Source organism: Halalkalicoccus subterraneus, from assembly GCF_003697815.1.
Classification (GTDB): Archaea; Halobacteriota; Halobacteria; order Halobacteriales; family Halalkalicoccaceae; genus Halalkalicoccus; species Halalkalicoccus subterraneus.
On sequence record NZ_RDQG01000056.1, the window covers coordinates 38,359 to 58,209 of the forward strand.

12 protein-coding genes and 2 pseudogenes are annotated in these 19,851 nt (G+C 50.5%); 5 read left to right on the forward strand and 9 right to left on the reverse strand.

All coding sequences use genetic code 11. From position 1 onward, the window contains the following. Nucleotides 1–235 precede the first annotated feature (235 nt). Nucleotides 236–1,357 carry a DNA cytosine methyltransferase gene (locus EAO80_RS13510; RefSeq protein ID WP_122090403.1) on the forward strand — a complete coding sequence of 374 codons (1,122 nt, stop codon included), beginning with the start codon at nucleotides 236–238 and terminating at the stop codon, nucleotides 1,355–1,357. Nucleotide 1,358: 1 nt separating this feature from the next. Here the strand turns inward: EAO80_RS13510 and EAO80_RS13515 are convergent, their stop codons facing one another. The 5 genes from EAO80_RS13515 to EAO80_RS13535 form a co-directional block, all read right to left on the reverse strand. Then, entirely contained in the window at nucleotides 1,359–1,700 is a 342-nt protein-coding gene (locus EAO80_RS13515) for a hypothetical protein (protein WP_122090404.1), read from the reverse strand. Between the two features lie 83 nt (nucleotides 1,701–1,783). Continuing rightward, complete coding sequence (locus tag EAO80_RS13520; RefSeq protein ID WP_122090405.1) at nucleotides 1,784–2,701, reverse strand: phospholipase D-like domain-containing protein; 918 nt, start codon at nucleotides 2,699–2,701, stop codon at nucleotides 1,784–1,786. 7 nt (nucleotides 2,702–2,708) lie between these two features. Next, entirely contained in the window at nucleotides 2,709–4,622 is a 1,914-nt protein-coding gene (locus EAO80_RS13525; RefSeq protein WP_245998626.1) for a hypothetical protein, read from the reverse strand. Between the two features lie 2 nt (nucleotides 4,623–4,624). Continuing rightward, nucleotides 4,625–8,389 (reverse strand): helicase-related protein, encoded by a 3,765-nt coding sequence (locus tag EAO80_RS13530; RefSeq protein ID WP_162994011.1) that lies wholly within the window; start codon nucleotides 8,387–8,389, stop codon nucleotides 4,625–4,627. A gap of 89 nt (nucleotides 8,390–8,478) precedes the next feature. Then, the gene (locus EAO80_RS13535) at nucleotides 8,479–10,989 is read right to left on the reverse strand and encodes a DrmE family protein (RefSeq protein ID WP_122090406.1); all 2,511 of its coding nucleotides are present in this window, start codon (nucleotides 10,987–10,989) and stop codon (nucleotides 8,479–8,481) included. A 206-nt stretch (nucleotides 10,990–11,195) separates the two neighbouring features. Here EAO80_RS13535 and EAO80_RS20830 point away from each other — a divergent pair. Both EAO80_RS20830 and EAO80_RS13545 read left to right on the forward strand, forming a co-directional pair. Next, nucleotides 11,196–12,199: pseudogene (locus EAO80_RS20830) on the forward strand (Cdc6/Cdc18 family protein). Between the two features lie 312 nt (nucleotides 12,200–12,511). After that, complete coding sequence (locus EAO80_RS13545; RefSeq protein WP_245998627.1) at nucleotides 12,512–12,814, forward strand: hypothetical protein; 303 nt, start codon at nucleotides 12,512–12,514, stop codon at nucleotides 12,812–12,814. A gap of 191 nt (nucleotides 12,815–13,005) precedes the next feature. On the opposite strand, the pseudogene EAO80_RS13550 reads toward EAO80_RS13545, so the two are convergent. The 3 genes and pseudogenes from EAO80_RS13550 to EAO80_RS19835 all read right to left on the reverse strand — a co-directional run. Then, nucleotides 13,006–14,313, reverse strand: a pseudogene (locus EAO80_RS13550) (restriction endonuclease); the annotation flags it as partial. Nucleotides 14,314–14,906: 593 nt separating this feature from the next. Beyond that, entirely contained in the window at nucleotides 14,907–15,668 is a 762-nt protein-coding gene (locus EAO80_RS19830; protein WP_162994012.1) for a hypothetical protein, read from the reverse strand. Between the two features lie 122 nt (nucleotides 15,669–15,790). Next, nucleotides 15,791–16,660, reverse strand: coding sequence for a hypothetical protein (locus EAO80_RS19835; RefSeq protein WP_162994013.1), 870 nt, complete (start codon nucleotides 16,658–16,660; stop codon nucleotides 15,791–15,793). 180 nt (nucleotides 16,661–16,840) lie between these two features. Between EAO80_RS19835 and EAO80_RS20410 the strand changes: the two genes are divergently transcribed. After that, nucleotides 16,841–17,371: a hypothetical protein gene (locus EAO80_RS20410; protein ID WP_162994014.1), complete on the forward strand. Its 531-nt coding sequence runs from the start codon at nucleotides 16,841–16,843 to the stop codon at nucleotides 17,369–17,371. 279 nt (nucleotides 17,372–17,650) lie between these two features. Here EAO80_RS20410 and EAO80_RS13560 read toward each other — a convergent pair whose 3' ends face one another. Next, the gene (locus EAO80_RS13560) at nucleotides 17,651–19,015 is read right to left on the reverse strand and encodes a PD-(D/E)XK nuclease family protein (protein ID WP_122090408.1); all 1,365 of its coding nucleotides are present in this window, start codon (nucleotides 19,013–19,015) and stop codon (nucleotides 17,651–17,653) included. Nucleotides 19,016–19,224: 209 nt separating this feature from the next. Here EAO80_RS13560 and EAO80_RS13565 point away from each other — a divergent pair. Continuing rightward, the coding region (locus tag EAO80_RS13565; RefSeq protein WP_122090409.1) for a DUF4268 domain-containing protein at nucleotides 19,225–19,851 on the forward strand (627 nt) is incomplete at its 3' end.

Here is a 19,851-nt window from a genome sequence, read left to right on the forward strand (position 1 = left end):
ATCACGGACGGTATTGATTGCATCTTCTCGGGAATCCACTGCACGGACCATTCACCACCTTACCAATCGGCTACCCCGGGTCAAGGAGGACCGAGAAACGTCTGGTTCGCTTCGACAGTCCATTTGCCATCCGGTTTCCCATGTAGTTCGATCTTGAGAGTTAGTCATCAAATGAGTGAGTTTGGATGTGGCTTATGTTTATAAGACGTCGAAACATAGAGAAGATCAAGAACCTATGGATCTGACGGCTGTTGACTTATTCAGTGGCGGCGGTGGCGCGTCACTTGGTATCCACCGTGTTGACGGGATAGAGTTGCGAGGAGCGGCGGAAATCAATGATGAGGTCTGTGATCATTACAATAAGAATCTCCCTGTGGAGGCCGCTGATATCGACCTTACCGATGAAGACGCCTTAAATCAGATCTGCGCCAAGTACGACTTGAAACCAGCAGACATTGATCTTGTCATCGGTTGCCCACCCTGCCAGAAGTACAGCAGTCTCCAAGACACAACACCGCCACTTGAAGACGGTCCGAAAAACAAACTGCTCAATGTCTACATCGACCTAATTCTCAAAATAGCCCCTAAAGTTGTCGTGTTCGAGAACGTCCCCGGGTTAATGTCTGAGAAGAACGAGCAATACCTAGAGGATCTCAAGTATCACCTTCGGAAATCCAATTATGGATTCGATCTGAAACGTCTCTGTACAGCGGATTACGGCGTACCACAAGACCGCGATCGAGTAATCGGTATTGGGATTCAGGGCGTGTCGAGTGAGGAAGTCTCACTCCCGGAACCTACACACGCCCCACCTGAGAAGGCTGATGCTGAAGGAAAGAAACCGTATCGGACAGTGGCCGATGCGATCGATGACCTCCCACCCCTAGAAGCAGGGGAAACACGCAGTGATCTGCCATTCAATGGTCACCGAGCGCGGAATCACCGAAAGAAGACAATCGAATTCATGAAGCAGATCCCTCAAAACGGAGGAAGCCGAACGGATCTGCCCGACGAAGACCAGCTAGAGTGTCATAAGAACTTGGAGAACAAAGCCAGTGCTGGGAACGTGTACGGTCGCATGGCCTGGGAAGAGCCAGGCCCAACACTTACTGGCCGGTGTACTTCCCCCAGTTCTGGTCGATTCGTCCACCCTGAACAACACCGTGGGATTAGTCCCCGAGAAGCAGCACGGATTATGACGTTCCCGGACGACTACGATCTCCCAGAATCGAACGGGACTGCAGAACGTCTAATTGGGAACGCTGTACCGCCGGACTTCATTGCGACTGTCCTGACTACCTTCCTCACAGAGCATAAGGATCTGATCAAAGAACCTCAGGCGCAGACAGCAGACTAAGTTAGGCTGGTTCCTGTCGCGTTCGTAGCTCTTCCAGAATTGCCCATTCAAGCCCCGCAGCTAGTGCTGCTCCCGGATAAGCGTACCAGAAGTCCACGCTCCCCATCTCACTGATGTGCTGCATCACGTGATCATTCGCGTCCCCGTCGTAGAATTCATCGGGATATGTCTCAACTAATTGCTGCAGCTCGTTCAGGACATCTTTTGTGTTGTGTTTGAGCAGGTACGACTCGTGCGTCAGAGACCGAACAACAGATTCGACATTTTCGTCTTGCCCTCCCGCTCGTTTCTGAGCAAGGTCAGCAAAAGCGGTGATTTTCTTTTCCATCGACTCTGCGTTCATAACGGGTTTCCATTCGTCGTCGTACAGACTGTCGACATGACTCGCGGGGGAGTATAACGCTACGGGATATTATCGAACACCGTCTAGAGAGGTACGCTGTCCGATTGTGAGAAAATCGCATCGAACACCTCGGTGACCTCGGAAACAATTTCCCCTTCAAGAATGACTCCAAACTCGAAATTCCCACGGAGGTTCAAGTCGGTCAGATTTGCGCTACCGATGTAGCATTTCTCACCATCCACCGAGATTATCTTTGCGTGAACTGCACCGGTCTGATAACCGGAATTGGATGTTTCATAGAAGTCTCGGATAGCAACATTCTCGACTTCCCCAGAATCAAGCGCCTTCACGATTGCTGTCACCGCATCTAATGCACGACTATCAGCATCTACGCCGGTAACCTCTCGTGTTAGTATTCGTGTTTCAATTCCTCGACGAGGTAATGCAGCAAGATCTTCGATAATCCACTGTTCAGGATCAAAGTATGGATTCGCTATTCGAACCGTGTCGGATGCGTCCATCAGCATTCGACGAAGCGCAATGTCGAGCCTACCCACATCAGCTGAGATATCGTCTTTGACCCCCCGAGGTAGCGTGGCTACTAACTTAACATCGGTTTCAGAGGGGGTAGACGGTTGTAACTGTTGTATTGCCAGAACAGCGACGATTTGCTGATCCAACACCCGGATAGCGTCATCAGGATTCACACTGAAGGTGTACGTACTATACCCGCCCGATGCCGTTCGGGTTTCAGTAGCTGCATGAGTGTTGGCAAGCGAAACCATCACTGCGTTAAATTCCGCCATCTTCAATGGTCGAACTGCCTCTGAGATGTCCAGTAACTGAGTGTCTAGGTCTGGCTTTGTGATTTGGACATCCTCTTGGTCAAACGCTGCAAATGCAGCCTGCAGATGCTGTAGGCGAGTAGTATCCTGAACCACTGCTGCAGCGGTGTAATCCTGGCACAACGGTGATCCATCAGAGAGGTCCGGGGTGGTCATTCAAGCACTACAGTTGGGAGATGTCGTCCGGGATACCGTTGCTAATGCCTTCATCCCAGAACCCGACGATGTCACTTTTACTTCGAACTATGCGCCGATCGAGATGATGATTGATCGCTTCGCAAGAGGTTTCTTCGATGTGGAGGCATGCGTCACAGGCTGCACCAGCGGGGTTCTCACGGCAGGTTGCGTCAATCAGGCACTGGTCAGCCAAGTCTCGGGCATCGGACACCCACGGGTGGAGGCGTGTTTTGAACAGTGTAAACATACTCCCAAGTGCGAAGTTCTCAGTGCTTGCTGCGTAGACCGCGATTGCAGGGATGACTGGGAAGATACGCTCGCTTAGGCTTGAAGTTGCGAGTCCACACTGCTCACCTGCACGGGCAAGTAGACAGTGACTGAGAGAGTGGAGTAATCGGTACACCCATCGAGTGATATCATGTTCGATCGGTGTGAATGGATTGTCTAACTCTGTGGTTGCGATGTTGTTTAGGAACCACTCTTTCAGCGCTGCTTCGTCTGACGTGTCTGGACGTTGTTCAGCCGTGATTACGTTATTCGCCTCTAACCAATTGATGATGGCTGTACGGTCAATTTCGAAGATTATTGCTTCGCTCGGTGTGCGATCTGCGAAGATCGGTGTCGTTGCCCGTTCACGTGGATGGGGGAAACTCCGCAAATCAACTTTGTTTGACTGGGAGTCTGCTCGGGTGTACCCGTACAAGATGTTCAGTAAGGGGAACTGGTCAACGATCCACGCCTGTCGAATGTGAGACGCTGTGAGCTGGGGACGATATCGCCCGCTCTGCGGGTGTCGCTCTCGGAAATCTGAGTCCTGTAGGAAGTGACTCAGTGACTTCGGGATGGGGTGGCGAGTATCTTTGAGATCGTCCATATCGCCTTCGTAGCCGTTCGTCGATCGTTGAAACGTGAACAACTGGTGGGCGATATTTGAGTAGGCCAGTGCTCGGGTTCCTTCTTCAACATCACCTTCTGTGTCTGGAGGTGTGATGTGTTCGGTTTCTGCGACCAGGGTTTCTCTTCCGTGGACATCCTGGTCCATGTCGTCGAACATTTCCTGTGCATCTTCTTCTCCCAGTCGATTGACCCACTTCTGGTACTTGTCTACCATCCCTTCTGTGGTTGCCAGATTTTCGATGGTATTGCTCTCCAGATCTGCGAGTCCCAAGTGCGCAGCCATCAGAACATGTGCCCACGATTCATCTTTAGGGATGTCTTCTGCTTGATCTCCGATGTACGGAATATCAACTTCAACCGCTTTCTCTGAGTAGAAGATACGGCTACTTGCTGTCGGAAGCGGGCCTTGCATGCCATTGCAGACGCCACAGGAACTGCTTAGCACATCAACAGTGTCACCGCACTTGTTACATTCGTATCGCCACATTGCAGGTTCACTTGCCCGCTTGTTAAGGCGGATATCATCGAACCCGTGTTGACTGCACCCGCGGTTGGGACTTGCGTCCTCTAGTCGCCCACAAGTACAGACATTGACGAATGGTAGTTGAGTGATTGATTCTCCGCACGCTCGACACTGTCCATTTGATGGGAGGTATCCCGGTTCAGTGGCGGTGTGGACTTTTCGGCAACTTTTATTTTCACAGTAGAACACCAGTGGGAACAGCCTCCCTTCGATCTTCAGGGGACGGTATAGGTCAATATCGTCTGCTGAGATGTTCTCCCATTCATCTGCTGTGGTTCGATTTCTGTATCGACCGATGCGACTCTGGATGATTTTTGCAACGCGTTCACGGTCAACATCGTCAATCTCTTCGACGCGTCCCCAAGGGTTGGTTTGCATCGTGAGCCCCAATTGACCAAAGTCAAAGACGTTGCGGGCCCCGTAACTGTTGAGTATTTGTGCCACCCCTCGTTCCATCTCGAATTCTGAGTTTCTTGACATGGTTATTTCCGGTACTCCTTCACTAACCGCGAGGTGTCGCTGTCGAGGGCGATCGTGAGTTGTTCGTCAATGTCTCGGAGATTCCGCATCGGTGTTCGAACGGAATCGTCTCGTTCCAAGACACCTAACGGGATGAAGTTATTCTCGTCCGTGTTCCGGTCGTTTGCGCGGCTGTCTGGAATCCGATTTTCTTTGTCGAGGCAGGCGTCCCAGAGGCGATCGAATTCTTCTTTGATTTGTTTCCGGTATAACTCAACACCACTTCGTGGGTCGTTGTCATTTACTGATACGACGTCTGCCTCGTCAATGCCGTATGCATCAGTAACGAATTCGAAGAGCCCGTCATAGGAGAGTTCTCCACTACGTGCAGCTTCCTCGAATCCGTCGAACATGTACACCCGCTTGGAGGTCCCGGAATCATCCTCTAACTGGAAGTCGTAGTACTGGAGCAGAGCGGCACAGAAGACACCGGGGATTGTACACTGAATAGCGAATTCTGCCCAGCGTTCCAGTGGCGTTGCTTCGACCAGCAGGTCCTGATACGCTTGGTACTGCTGGAATCGAGTGTAGTAGGAGCGGTCACGTACACGGACAGGGTTGTGAAGCATGAACACCGTCCCTGGCCACTCTCGACCGACACGCGAGTACGATTGAATGTATTCTGCTGTCTGACGTGGTAACCCGAAGAATCCGATGAAGTTGAGCCGTCCAATGTCAACACCGTGGCTGATCATGGAAGTAGCAATCAGCATATGGACGGGGTCAATTCCGTCTTCATCGTGATTCAGGAGTCTCCGCATGATTTCTCGGACATCACCGAGGTTGGTTTCTCCTGTCAGGAGCTCGCCTCGAAGTTCCGTATACGGATCGGTGTCGTCATTGAGATGCTGGTTAATCATCGTGCGGAGAACGCGCATCATCAGGTCTGTGTTGTCTTTCGAGTAGTGGTAGGAGACTTGGACCTCGTAATCATCCAAGACCGCCTGCAGAGCCTCCTCGCGTTCCTGTGGGTCTCCTGGGATGGCCGCGTCATCGATGTTGTAGGTATCGTTTACTTCTTGAATATCCTGAAACAGTTTTTCTGTGTCCGCCCGGTACTCTTGGATAATTCTGGCGTACTCTTCATGCACTTTCTCGATGGCGTAGGTCCGACTGACACTCCGTGGAATCGCGCCCACCATTTGTCGCTGGTTTCGAATCGGGTCTGCGTACGCGTAGAATGATTGACGGAGTCGCGGTCCTTTTTCTGGGAAGATGTTAGATGGCTTCTGGTAAAGAGCACGAACCTGCCGTTCAGCGCCTTCAATCGTTGCCGTCGCAGCAACGACCTTCATGTTCCAGTCTCCACCAGTGACCCGATCGTTGTACGCTTGAAGGAAGGTCTCGTAGTGACTGTCGAATGCTCCGAATTCCTCCCGTAGAAGGTGTAGTTCGTCTTGGATCAGTAATGACGGGGGATCAACTGGGTCAACTTCTTCCCAGTCTTCTTCGGAGCAATGCCCATCACCCAAAATCGCACTTTCTTGGACCACGCACTCACTTTCACCGGCGTACCCATGTTTTTCACATCGTATCTTGGCTTGCCCAAAGAGTGTCCGCATTCTTCGTTGCATCCCGATGATGCTGATCTTGTCAATCGTTGAGACGACAAATGTTGGTGAATAGCGGTAGACTTCACGGTCGGTGATATAAATCGGGAGTTCAGTCTCACTGCACTCGTCGTTGGTACACTGGTGGATGATTCGCCCTCGCTCTCTGTCACCTGTTATTTCAACGGTTTCTTTCTGACAGAAGGGGCACTCATCAACATAGAGCAAGTTTTCTTGCACTTCCTCGTCCTGCTGGGCTTCACGGAGTTTGTTTCGCCCTTCCTCTCGGAGAGCATTTGGTGTGTTTTGTTTTCCTACCAAGTACCCAATGGAGAACTCTTCACCTCCGATGTCGTATTCTCGTCGTAGGAGCTCCGCTTGTGCCAAGACGTTCGCTGCACGTTGGAGTTGCTGTAGGGAGAGGAACCGGAGTGGGAATTTTGTAAAGGCAGTCATTCCGTAGCCTTTCCCGCGAAGGCGATCGTGGAACGCGGTGAAGGTGACTACACCGAGGTACGCTTCGGTCTTTCCACCACCGGTTGGGAAGTAAATGATGTCCGCTGCGTCTAAGCTGTCGGTCATCCCTTCTGACTCGAAGTCAATATTGACATCTTCGTCTACTCCGGACGCTTGTTTGAGCATATCCGGGATAGACATGACAATGAAGACGATTTGGAACATCCGCCACCGGTCAAACCCAAGATTGGCAAATGCTTTGTTGCATAGCTTGAAGGACTTGTACGCCCGTTCATCTTTTCGGAGGCACTCGATGCCAGTCTTGAAACGTTCGTGTTCGTACTCGAACGCGGCTACTGCATCTTCGAAGTCATCTTCGGCTTCAACGGATTTCCCCTCCGTCATTTCATCTTTGATCGCACGATAGTCCTCAGCAGCCTCTTCCATCGTCGAGGAAATACGCTCAAGCCCCTCGAAGACTTCCTCACGGCCGTTCGCTCCTGCAAGGACCTCCATCGGAGCAACAATGTCCGCGGGATTTCGACTTAGGTACTTGGCTTGCTCGTATGTGGGGACGGTTTCTGTTCGGACTCCTATCGCATCGCTTGGGCCCGGATTTTTAGTATCACCGAATACGGGCTCTACTGCGCAATTCTCACCGACACCGTGAATTGTTCCATCGTACTGGTACTCGTCTTCGATTTCTTTTGATTTGAAAGCACCCAGCTCACATCCATCTAATTCGGCTTTCACGCCGACGTCGAAGAGAGTTGAACGCCAGTCCTCATACTCAGGGTCAGTCGAAGTTTCAAAGTCCTCACCGTGAGTGTTCACAAGCCGAGCCGTAACTGTGATGTACTCCTCTTCTGAATCAATTGGACTATCGTATCGGGCATTGAGTTCCAGACGAGCCTGCCAAAGCGGATCGATGGTAGTAGAAGTGTAAACCTCGTTCAGGTAATTCTGGAAGGCCTTTTGACTTTGGAGAGCTTGTACTGGTACTTGGTTAGCGGTGCCCTCCCCAACACCCTCTTTTCTCTCCCGGAAAGAGTTCTGTACACTCTTTGCCCGTTCAGTTGCGTCGGCGAGATCCAGAACTATCTTCTGGGGACTGTTCCCTTCGAGAAGGGTATGGATGTCCGACCCAGTGAGTTTGTAGGAGTCGAATTTGAACGGAATTTGTTCGTATACCCTGGTGAGTTGTTCATACCCATCAGCCTCGATTTGTTCTAATTCGACCTCTTCATCATCCTGATCAGAGTCGGGTTCGGTTTCTTCCAGCAGAACATCTGCATCCTCGTTGTCGTTAGCTTTGTTTCGTTGCTCGTCAAGTGTCGGGAACCGTCTCTGATAACCAGACGCTTTTGGTGTTACCTCGATTGTCGCGTCATCTTCGATATCAGCAGGAACGCGGAATTTTACCCCGATAGTAAACGGCGAAAGATCGTCAGAAAAATTCTGGAGAGTGTCATCTTCTGCCTGTGCTTCTCTGTATTCATACTGACTTACGAGCGCCCCAGCGAAATATTGGTTTGATGGTTGCGCTCCGTAGAGCGTTTTGGCGACCTCTCCTCGACCGGTTAGTCTGTCGATGAGTTGGTCGGTTATTGCACGGTTCACCAACTGGTGGCGGGGGTACGCAGAGTCGTCACCAGAGTCGTATGCTTCGTCGGGTGGGCGAGTGAACCGCGGGGCATCTTTTTGGGGAAAAGAACGTTCCATATTGGGATGTATCCTCCTTTGCTTCAGTCAGGTATAAAACCAATCCTCCTGGCGTTTCGTAGAGCAAGGGGTCAGAATCAAATGCGATCCTATACGGCACTTTGCCACCGGCCCACTGAATTCAAGGGAACTGTCCCAATATCCTGGATATCAGTTACGGTGTGAACCTTGACAAATGGACGTCCAGAGTCATCTGTAGGATCAAGGTCAGACAACCGGATATCTAATTCCTCATCGATAACCGGGTCACTCCCATCATCCTGCATTAGCGCCTCTTGACTCCTCTGTTTCAGCAAATCAATAAATCCACTCTTAATACGCCGAATTTTGTGGTTTGCTGTCCATACATTTTCGAATTCTTCTAAGACTTCCTCCATCTCATAAGCGCGTGCTAACGCATGCAGACTGTCTTTTGACCTTGGAAGATGGATATCTCCAGAGTACCAAGCTCGGTACGTTGACCGTCTCTTGTTCACACCCTCATCCTCTAACCGCTTAATGAACTCGTCTAGGCTGTCTCCACGCCGTTCAATTTCGGTGTGGAGTTGGTTTTTCCACAGGCGGGCGTACCCAATGAGGTCAATGTGCCCACTATCTAGTAGTAACTTCTCCACAGAGTCCCGAATCGCATCTTGATCCTCAATAGCGACTACTTGCTCTCCGGGACGTATCGAGCTTACTGGCTTCTTCACCGTTGTTCCCGCATCTGGATCGACCACCTCCAACGAATCCCCCGACTGAAGCGTAACCGCCTTCCCATCTTGGACTCGGACTTCTACGCATCCTTCGACTTGACGATTCGTTCCTGCTCGATTTCGTTGACCGTTACTTCCAGAACTTCCTGTGTCCGGATCATACACAGCACTGTCCGAGTCAAACGCTGGAATAGTTCCGTTGATGAGGTCCTCGATTGAATCATCAGATTCACGCTCTACCAATTCGTAATCATCGAACGGTGTGTCGAAACTGCTTTCGACATTTCCTGGATCAGGGATATCGATAGTAACTCCATCATACGGCCCGGAATCAGTCGGTGAAAGCGTGTCAGGGATATCAAAGGTGTCATTGTCAGGAAACATCCTAGGAGCAGAAATCGTTTCCAGTAGTTGTGACTGAAGGCCTTCGCTGGTTGGATTTGGAGTCGATTCTCGCATCTCTTGGTTGAGTAACCGGACTTGTGAGTGGAGAAGCCCCAACTCGTGCTCGTAAGCCAAGACACCGACATGTGATGCTTGGGGTGTACGGAGTAACCAACGGTGTTGGTATTTTGGTGGACCGTAGAGAAGCAAGTGGTCTGCGGGCTCGGCATTGGGAAGTGACCGGGGCGTATGAAGATGAATATGACGGCGCGCTTCCGAATGAAATCCTGCTCGTTTGATCCGTAAGTCAGCTTGGAGGGCTTGGCGGGCAGGTTCGTCCGGTAATACTATAATGAGATTCTCGTCTTCATCGACCACTTTCTGCATAGCGGTGAGGACCGCCCCTCGCTTCCATTTCTGGGAGTTCGTCTCTGTCAGTGCATCACGGAGTTCACAGAGTCCATAATGCACGTGTTCAACCGGGGTACGCCCTGCTGCAGCATCACCGCTCAACCCATCCATTATGTGCTTGACTTGGCTAATACGCCCGGACAGAGTCGTGGCTTTCCCATGCTCAGAACGGTAATTATCACTGTATTCCAAACTCGATAGCAGACGAGTGAAGCCGTTAATTGCCCGTTTTGCGACGCCTACAGCAGCGTAGAGTTGCTTCTCGTCGATGTCTTCCGCTGCATCTTCTAACTCTTCGAATGCGTCCCAGAGGTCAGCAAAGGCGTCTACAACAGGCCCATCAGTACATGCATGTATTTGGTGAGTCTGTCCGCTCGCTTTCTGTTGAATCAGCCGTCGCTCCCGTCTGGTGCAGTCTGGGATTGTCTTCTCTGATTCGTTTACGGAACCGGTAGACTTGGCGATTTCCGACTGAAGAGCGTGTGGCGTCCATGCCCAGACCGCATCGAGATCATTTTTGATGCGTTGGTAGACAGGCCCGAGGGGATCCCTGATGAAGTATACGGAGCTCGGGATCTCATTCCGGGAACGCCACTCTTGGAAGCGTTCCCAGCGATCGTCTTCGAACTTTACTGCATCATCGTAAAATACTGTACGGATATCTCCACTGATATCGTCATTTGGAATCCGAGTGCTGTAACGAGTGAATATGACACCAGGTGGGGCATCAGCACTACGGACATGTTGTGTCCGGTAACTGAGTTCCTTGTCTGCTTTTACCGTTGCAAGCGCCCATTTTGCAGTACTGTACTGCATTCCGTTCTCTAAGTTCTCATACCGATCACGAATCGAAGTGTTTGGTGAAATGATGAAGACCGGTGTGAGCGAGGACATGTCTTGGAAGAGGGCTGCCAGTGCATAGTAATCCAAAAGCCCGCTGTGGAGTGTAGGTGTAATAACACCAATGTCTTTCCCTAATTCCACGCTGGATTGAATGAGATCCGTATGGAAGGTTTCGGTTGCTGGAAGCTCGTAATTGCCGCCATCTAAGCGAAGATGGGGTAATTCGATAAGATTGAGATTCTGTAGAGGTGTATCTGACCGGCTCATGGCATCCTTGACCGGGATTGGAGGCTACCTTTTCGGGGAGTGAATTCGTAGTGGAGGCCTATCATAACCGACTGTCGTGGCACTTTGAATGGTAAGTATGTATGGACCATGTAAAAGGAATTGGGTGGTGCACGCATACCATTCGGAAGATTCGGAAATGACACCCTTCCAATTATTACCCTGGCCAGTTCTGTCGACACAAACTCATGATCACAGACGCACGGGTTCTTCAACCCGAATTCATCCCACAGGAGGTGAAACACCGGGACGCAGAGGTGAATTACCTCTCAAGCGTCCTGCAACCAATCCTTGACGGCCGAACCGCTGACCCATCTTTCCTCCACGGCCCATCCGGAGCAGGGAAAACCTGCATCGCCCAATACCTCGTGGAACAATTACGCGAAAATGTCGTCGAACTCAACCACCAGTACGTCAACTGCTGGGAAGACCACAGCCGCTTCAAAACCCTCTACCGGCTGCTTGACGGCATTAACCAAACAGTCGATATCCACCGGCAATCAACCCCGAAAGACGTTCTTCTCGAACGCTCCGTGACGCAGACGGTACCCCATATGTCGTCATCTTGGATGAAATAGACCAACTCGAAGACAAATCACTCCTATACGACCTGTACCGCATCCCGCATCTCACAATGATTCTCATCGCCAACAACGAAGAGGGCCTTTTCGATCCGATCGATGACCGGCTGAACAATCGGCTCACCGACTGTGAGCGGATCCACTTCCAATCATACCACGAAGAAGAGTTAGTTGCTATTCTCCACGATCGCGTCCGGTGGGGGCTCGCAGAAGATATCATCGACACACCACTCCTGGAGTTAGTCGCGGCAAACGCCGGGGGAGATGCCCGCGTCGCTATTGGGATCCTTCGACGAGCTGCTCGAACAGCGAAGGACGACCGTATGGACGGTATCACTGCGGACATTATTCGGAAGGTGACTCCGGAAGCCAAAACGGAAATTCGGCAGAAAACCGTGAACCGTCTCACCACCCACCAGAAAATCCTGTTCAACATAATTACAGAGAACCGGGAAATCGAGCCACAGCGACTCTATGACCTGTACTGTGACCGTTCCGAAGACCCGAAGACCAAACGCATGGTTCGGAACTACCTTTCCAAGCTCGAACACTACAATCTCATCACTGCGGAAGGTAACACGAAATCCCGGATTTACCGAGTACAACCGTGAGACCGTAGTTCGCCATACATTCAGGCATACTGGTTGGTGATGATTCGGAAACGACACACAGTTGCCTATTGTCGTAGGTGATGCCCCACGAAATGTGATGAACGACCCACCCCCAAGCAACGCTATTGACCAGGTATCGAATCGTGTGTTCAATGAATGGTATGCGGAACAGCAGTTCGAGAGAAACATCTTGGAGGGGAAGGCGTATTTCAACGGTGCGTCTCCACCGAAAGACCCGGAATACCATACGCCAAGTAAACTACTGCAGTGTCCCCGGAAGGGTCACCACAGCCGTTTCTGACGAATCTTGATGTGAGCGATGAGATTGCGCTTGATCGTCGGTGGGCAACCGAACAGATCGAGCAGTACACCGATCGTGGCGCTATCGAGAACTCTTACTCGTCGATCAAAGAGGCAGCTGCGTGGACGACGTCGCCGGAATTCGAGGTGCGTTGGTTCCACTTCGCGTTCGGTTGTGTCGTGTACAATATGTGGCTGTTAGTGGATTTCCTGGCACAGGAGCGTATTGGTGTGATCGAATCGCGGGAGAAACCGCGGATCACGCTGTCACGGTTCCTGGACTGGTTAGATGAGGAGCTGGTTACACTCCTGTGAAATCCGTTCCGGGTTAGAGCTTCTTGAGCGACAGCCTTCGGCAGTAACTCGTTTTTCGGTTGAATTTTCGTTCCTGTGCACGAGTTTTAGCTAACCGACAGTTCAATCGGTTGCTTTTCGGCGTAGATCGGCGTCCTAAAGCCTGAGAACTGGGTTTCTCGTGAACGTTTTGACCGGCATTCGCAACTCAACATAATACGCTCCGAAGAGACGCCATACTCGTAATCCACACCGTCCATGATGTAGTCGATGACTGGTTGGGGTGTGTAGAATTCGCCAAGCGCCTTGCGTGTCTCTGGGTCGAAATACTGCTGGTAGAGATCACCGAGCGGGTCGCCTTCGATACGGGAGAAATCGAACTTCAACACAGCAAAAGCAACGCGAGCAACAGCGCGACTGAACCGCTCACGTGTTGCAGGGCTCACCTTTGTCACGTCGCTGCCCTGCTGTGCAACGTCGCGAAATCGACTGAACTGATCGCGATGCTGACTGGCGGTCTGCTCGCCATAACCGTCGGTCCACCAGATGAAGATGTCGTCCTCAAACAGGCTCTCGACGAGCTGGCGACGCATCTCCTCGATCATGCCGTTCGCCGCAATCGGGTACGCGTCGAGGTCGATCGTACCACTAAACCCGCCACCGAGCTCGTTGAAATAGCGCTCAAGCCCCCGATTGGTCGGGAAGAAATCGTGATCCTCTGTCGCCTTTGCAAGCAATAAGCGCGCTAACAGTGCGTGCCCACTCTCAAGACAGAACATGAAATCACGGAGCGATTGCTTTCCATCGATGAACGGCTCCCACGAGTCGGGCGTCTCATTAGGGACGTTCGCATAGCTCGCCTCCCAAAAGTCGTACGCTCCCGCAACGAACTTCGCGTTCTGCTCGTCGCGGAGTTCCTCTAGCAGGTCCGTCATTGCAACAATGAGATCAGCAAATGGACTGTCTTCCTCTAAGCGAAAGGTATCGAAGAAGTGCTCACGACCGAGCTCACTATCGAGGCTCACTTCATTGAGTGAGCCAAGATACTCGGTAACGCTATCGGGGTCAGTAATATCCCACTCCGGTTTGCGAAGCGCTGATTGAATATTGGTCGCGTCGCTTGTCGTTACGTCTGAGAGGGTGACCGTGACTAGCGGAGTTCGATCATCCTGCCGATACAAGCGAAATTCCTCTCCATTCGTGAGGACCCCGTAGTCGGCTTGGAGCTCTGTCACGTAGTGAAACAGCTGATCCTCGTGAGGGGAGAGCGCACGACCTGCAGTTTTGAATTCGTAGACTGCTGTTACGGACTCGTTCTCGTCCAAGGTAACATAATCAGGTCGGCGCTGATCAGGTAGCGACCATTCGCTTCGGAGATCGTATCCGGCTCCTTCGTAGCCGAGTGTTGAGTAGAAGTGCTCGTTGAGAAACGCGTTTTCAACGTCTTTCTCGCTCATCTCCTCGTTAATACGTGACCCAATACCAGAGAGAACCTCAATAAAGTCCGCGTCAGCGCTCATATAGAGTGCCACTCAGAAAGGGATCAAAAAGCCAGTGGAAGGATGAGATCAGTCAATTGTGGTTTGTATGGTATCTCACTGTGTAGTTCAGCTGGCTTTTTTGTATTCTCTAGTATGATGAGTAGGTCGATAAAAGGTAATAATAGAGGTATCCTCATTTGGATTTCATTTTTACAACAAAAGATTATTCAGTATGTGTGATAGAGTATCTCACATGGGGGCATCATACACAGTAGTATGTGTAGACGTGAATCAGTCATCTAGCTACGACGATTGTCGCTGTATCGAGTATATTGGATTCGAAGGAAAAACCACAGACGTAGTGAGGAAAACACCAGCGGAAGCCTATGAGATGATTGACGATCCAGGCGATACCGCTACCATCGAAGGAACGAGTACTGAGCTAGAGCAAGCAACAAGGGGAGGTACCAGATATGTTCGAACTCAGAGTAACGATACAATGAGTGATAATTTACTCCAGCAGGATAGTTGTTAGACCTGTCTGTATGTGTATTATTGGATAGGGAACAGATATGTCACTAGATCATGGAAACAGATATCAGACTCGGTTACCAGTGAAAATCTAATCAGTGCTATCTGAATCGGAAGGCATCAAGTAATCGTCCTCTACGCGACCTACGCTGCAGTTCAACGTCACTTGCACTGTTTTTGAAAGACACAGTGTATTCGATTGGCTGGACGTTGTCAGCCTGAAGCCGCAAAAAGGCTTCTTCAATATGTTCTTCATCCAAGTACTGCGTCGAGATTTGTCGGCTCATCTCTACTCGATCGGGTGCTGCGATAGGATCATCTGCTTCATCAAAATAGAGATCTCTCTCCTTCAAGAGATCAGTAGGACCATCAGTAGAGGCTTGAATTAGTTTGTATCGGGTCTTGTCTGCTAAACCAGACAAGCTAGGGAAATGGAAATCAACGTGGACCTTATCGGGAGAACCAATACAAACATGATGAGTTCGCTCTGATAGGATATCCGCTCTGATATCCAAATTCTCTAAGCGATGTTCGGTATCTCGATATTGATCAACCCAGCCAAGTGGCGTCAGCATTCGAAAGAGATGTTCTTCGCCTGCGTCTACTTTGGTCCCATAAAACCACAATTCGACAGTGCAATTATAGGCTGGTCTTCTCCCTACGTTCTTGACCGGAATATCAAACCGATTGGTCTCAATTGATATCGGCTTCTTTTCTACTGCTGAATTAGGGATTCGTAACTTGGGTCGCGTCACCCTCGCCCACAAAACGTGTGCAGCAAACGGGCCCCATATAGCTAAGAGAACTACTGCAACTGCCTCAGAGAATATGGACGAAGTAACGGTGTCAAATATTCGGCTCATCAATTCAGATAGGTGAAGTTGGTAGATAGACCATTCTGCTCCGCTCGCAATTTAGGTTTTGGGATGTATTCGCTATCAATAGCTGTGTAATTGCTGGTAGTAGTGAAAGAGTCGATAAAGATCTACCACTGATCGAACTCATGTATTTCTGAAGATATTTTATATTCCATCGAATCATTGTATCGCCTTCCATGTTCTAATGCTGCTCGCATTCCGCCGTAAGATTCTAGTGACGCTAAATAATCAAATATTGGTTCCCGATATTCATCATCTAGTCCCTTATAAACAAGAGAAGCTTTTATTCTAATATACTCAATATTTTCGAAATCATCGTCACGGCTTTTCATGAATTCTAGGGCTCTCTGCTTCGTTTGTGCTTTTTCCTCATTATGCCAGACCATCATCAATGGCTCGCCGATATAGATGACCCCCTGCTCAGTAGCCTCAATGTTTTCACCCCATTCAGAAAACCACTGCTCATCAGCTGATTTCCTTCTAATAGATATTGTATTTCTCCCAGATGATAGCGGAACATCACGTGGAAACCCTGTGATAAACTCAACTTTCAAGTCCATTCCGGGAGTTCGGCCGAGATTAGAGACTTTCAACTCGAGTGCAGAAGTACTATACCGACTGTTATCGGGTTCTGCGGGTCGATATCCCTCCACCTGAAGAAGTGGCCGTTCAGTGCGTTTGGATAGCTCCTGTTGTGAGTGCATCAACTCTGCTTGCTGTTGTTGTATTTTAGAAACCTCTTCCTGCAAATTGGTCTGTCTTACTGTTTCGGACGCTTGAGTTTTTTGTGCAGATGCCATTCTAAGGTAAATGAAAATTAGGGCTCCAATGAGTACTACATTCAATAAAATATCAAATGCTGATAGGAAGAGGGGGCTGAATAAAATATCTGGATTAATATAGAGTAGCGCGCTAAACACTGATAGTGTAATTAGGATTGAAAGCAATAAATCGGACAATAAATCGTCTCTTGTCATCGGATTAAGATCGGTATTTAATTGCCTGCAGATCAATTGTCTTGTCAGCTCGTCCTGGCTTCGATTCAATAGCAAATGAGCCCACATCAACAGAGGAAATCATATCAATCAGATTCGAGCGCAGGACCAAAATACTGAGTGACTGCAATAGCCCATTCGAAGAGCTCCTGAAAGATGAATATGGACCACGACGAGGTCAAACAATGGAGTGAGCAGTACGACGCAAACTACGACCCGGATCTCAAAGAGATCGAGGAGACTCTTACCACAGCCCTCGGAGAACAGCACTACATAACACAGGAACAGCTTGAGAAGGTGATGCAGTGGAAGCTAAACGCCCAACGCGGACGACGAGATCGATACATTGAATGGATGTCCGAGGTTCCTGCAGCGTTCGTCCAACGAATAAGCCAAGCAGCGTTCCTCGTCAACGATCCGAAGCTCCAGCTGGAAACCCTCACGTCAATCCCTGGGATCGGGCCTGCGACCGCAACAGTCGTTCTCGCGTTTCACGATCCGATGAACTACGCAATCGGTGATCGATATATCGTTGCAGCCCTCTTTGGTGAGGATCGAGCACTACGGTTCTCTGACTACCCGCGACTCCTCACTGAACTCCATGACCGGAATCCGGGTGAGTTCGATCTCCGAACTGTCGAGAAGGCGTATTACCAGCAGTATCGAGAGACGCACGATGTCGGTCGCTGGTGAGGAGCGTATCCGTTGGCTAGAACCAACAGCGGGTAATCGCTCTTCAAAGAGAGTCTGCCTTGTGCAACACCTCGCATCCAAGGACGTTTTGTTGCACAAGGCCAGCCACGTCAAGAGATGGTAAGTCCTTGTACACAATCACAGAAGTAAAATCAGTACTCTGTTGAAATTTGCAGACTGTGATAAGAATAGCGTGCTGCATAGAGAGACTGAATACAGAATATCTCCTTGGTTCAACCCACAGGCCGAAAACAGCTGTTCGGTTCGGTTATGAACTAATTACGCAAAGTCACTATCAAGAACCTCTGCAAGAGTTTCTTCATAGAGTTCATCAATCCGTCCAATCAAAGAGTGGTTCGACACGATGTGGTCGTCGACAGCAGTGGCTAATGCAGCAATATAGCCAGTGAACAGGCTGTCATGTTCGTCAACATCGATCTCGTAGGTGCCCTCGACGACGTTCGATTTTCGACTACGCCGTTCAGATCTCTCTGGGAGGGCAGCAGCAATTCCATCATCCGAATTGAATCGTTCCGCGAATCGCGGATAGAATTCGTCATTGCCGGAGGGTGCATTTCGGAGGTAGAACGTTAACTCGTGATCGCCAAGCACAGTCTCTCGGTCGAACTCCGGGCGGTGAAGAAATCCGATACGTGCGTTGGGCTTCTCGTTTCGGTAGACCGGTTCACCACGGTCTAGGTGGGTCCACCACTCCGTTGGGAACAGCCATGACCACTTGCCGTTAGCTTGGCGACACAGCCAGTAACGGCGGCGACCCTCTCCGTCTGGAAGTTGAAACATTACATCCTCATCAGGTGCCGGCGGGACACCCTCAGGGGCCTCAACGATTTGAGCATCATTAAGGGTAGTAGCGAGCCGGCGCCCCCAGTTACCAATGAGATTATTCCACTCGTTCTGGAACGCACCCTGGGCTTCGTTGATTTCGTCGTAGTAGTCAACGTACAGGCCAGCCTTTTCAGTCTCATTTCGTTCGTGATCAGTCATCGTGAGTTCAGTTTCGATTGTGTCAATGAAGTCGTCCAGTTGCCCGGTTGTACGCGCTGGATAGCTGCCATAATCCGATTCTTGAACGACTCGGAGTTGTGCGGCGATCCACGACCATCCTATAGCGATAAAGACGGGTGACTTGGGTAGCGACCGATCAGGTGTAACATAGAGGTAGTGCCGACAATCCTCCGGGACAGCAGTGGGATCAAGGTCAATGTTCTTGAACGTCTCGGCAGTGGCGTACTTCGGTGTTTGTCCGTCACCCTCTGTGGAGTCGATCTTCAACTCACAGAGGACGAACCACTCTTCTTTACACCAGACCAGAAGGTCGAGCCGACCATTTGGAATCGGGACTTCGGTCGCCACATTGATGTCTTCGAGGTCAAATCGTGAGAATTCGAAGTTGATATCGTCTCGGTTACTCAGGCCCTGTAGGAACTGCTCTACCGCGGCATAGTCAAGCCCGTGGGGTTCCTTCGGCGAGAGGAAATAGGCAAGGAAACGCTGCCAATCGCCTTCTTGTCGACTCAGTCCAAGGAGCTGCAGCGTCGTCGGAGGCGGTTCTTCTGTCTCTGGAAGTCGCTCTAGTTGACGATGTAGTTCGTCAAAACGCCGGGTAAGGGTGTTCTGAGTCACGAGTGTAGTTCATTCTATCGCCCAATCAAGCTATTGCTACTCCAGATATGCTCTTGAGTGGATGCTCCGTGAGAGACGCGCTCTGTATTCAGTACGTCTGCGCAAGTTGTCAGCAGTTGAGGACCGTACTGTCGTGCTCAATACAGCAATTGATGGGTACCAAACCTGCATAGAGTATTATTACTCCGCATGATAGTCCGCCACTAGAAATGACTCCCGACATTGGAAGCATCGAAGAACACGAACTCCGAAGCGTCTGGCCGCACGAAGAACACGATTTCACGCGGTGGTTGCTGGAGAACATCGATCACCTCACTGCTAAACTGGAAATCGAGGTCGAAGACGTCTCTCGCGAGGAAGCAGTCGGGAGTTTCTCCGCTGATATTGTCGGCACTGAGATGAACACCGGTCGACCCGTCGTCATCGAAAACCAGTATCAGACGACGGACCACGATCATCTCGGCAAGCTACTCACCTATTCAGCTGGGAAGGACGCTGGCTTCACGATCTGGGTCGCCGAAAAGTTCCGTCCCGAACACAAGAGCGTTCTCGAGTGGCTCAACGAGAGTGGCCCGAAAGACGTCCGGTTCTTCGGTATCAAGCCACGGGTCATCTCGATCGATGGGACCGACGCAAAAGGATTCGAGTTCGAAATTGTGGTCGAACCAAACGACTGGGAACGAGAACTAACGGGAGGACTCAGCGACACCGAACGGACGTATCTGGAGTTTTATGAAGCACTCACGGAGGCGTATTCACAACGACGACCCGACTGGTACAAACTGACACCACAACCCCAGAGTTGGCAGGTGTTCGGAGCGGGCATTGGAGGTCTC